The 1,231-nt window shown below is 68.4% G+C and carries 2 protein-coding genes and 1 pseudogene; all 3 read right to left on the reverse strand.

Annotated features, from left to right (window positions below):
• Positions 1-321, reverse strand: a 321-nt coding sequence (locus AOK22_RS38335) for a M16 family metallopeptidase (protein WP_167357944.1), incomplete at its 3' end; no start/stop codon positions are given.
• Positions 318-704 (reverse strand): S1 RNA-binding domain-containing protein (locus tag AOK22_RS43570; protein ID WP_244165278.1); only part of this gene is annotated, 387 nt, incomplete at its 5' end. The genes AOK22_RS43570 and AOK22_RS38335, both read right to left, overlap by 4 nt.
• Positions 705-706: 2 nt before the next feature.
• Positions 707-1,231, reverse strand: a pseudogene (locus tag AOK22_RS43575) (KH domain-containing protein); the annotation flags it as partial.

Here is a 1,231-nt window from a genome sequence, read left to right on the forward strand (position 1 = left end):
CTCGCCGCCGACCGCGTCGATCGCGGAGGAGATGTCCAGGGCGCTGCGCTTGTTCGTGCCCTTGAAGAGGAGGTGCTCCAGGTAGTGCGTGGCGCCGTTCAGCGACGGGGTCTCGTCGCGCGAGCCGACGTTGGCCCAGATGCCGAAGGTGGCCGAGCGCACGGAGGGCAGCGTCTCCGTAACGACGCGCAGGCCGCCGGGGAGGGTCGTCCTGCGGACCGTGCCGATGCCGTTCTGGCCCTTGATCAGGGTTTGGGTACGGGCGACGGCCCGCGCCTCCGAAGAGGTGCGGGCCGTCGTCGTGGTGCTACGCGACGTCACTTGTCGGTGTCGTCCTTCTTCTTGTCGGCGGACTCGTCGCCCTCTTCGCCCTCGATGACGGGGATGAGGGAGAGCTTGCCGCGGGAGTCGATCTCGGCGATCTCGACCTGGACCTTCTGGCCCACGCCGAGGACGTCCTCGACGTTCTCCACGCGCTTGCCGCCGGCGAGCTTGCGGATCTGCGAGATGTGCAGCAGGCCGTCCTTGCCCGGGAGCAGGGAGACGAACGCGCCGAAGGTCGTCGTCTTCACGACGGTGCCCAGGTAGCGCTCGCCGACCTCCGGCATGGTCGGGTTGGCGATGCCGTTGATCGTGGCGCGGGCGGCCTCGGCGGCCGGGCCGTCGGCGGCACCGATGTAGATGGTGCCGTCGTCCTCGATCGTNNCCTCCTGGATCTGGTTGATCATCTTGCCCTTGGGGCCGATGACCTCACCGATCTTGTCCACGGGGATCTTGACCGTGATGATCCGCGGAGCGTTCGGGGACATCTCGTCCGGGACGTCGATCGCTTCCATCATCACGTCGAGGATGTGGAGGCGGGCGTCGCGGGCCTGCTTCAGGGCGGCGGCCAGGACGGAGGCCGGGATGCCGTCCAGCTTGGTGTCGAGCTGGAGGGCGGTCACGAACTCCTTGGTGCCGGCGACCTTGAAGTCCATGTCACCGAAGGCGTCCTCCGCACCGAGGATGTCGGTGAGGGTGACGTAGTGCGTCTCGCCGTCGATCTCCTGGGAGATCAGGCCCATGGCGATACCGGCGACACCGGCGTTCAGCAGCGACATGGTGGAGGCGCAGACGGAGCCCATGGACGTCGAGCCGTTGGAACCCAGGGCCTCGGAGACCTGGCGGATCGCGTAGGGGAACTCCTCGCGCGTCGGCAGGACCGGGACCAGGGCGCGCTCGGCGAGGGCGC

It is taken from the genome of Streptomyces silaceus, from assembly GCF_001419745.1.
Classification (GTDB): Bacteria; Actinomycetota; Actinomycetes; order Streptomycetales; family Streptomycetaceae; genus Streptomyces; species Streptomyces silaceus.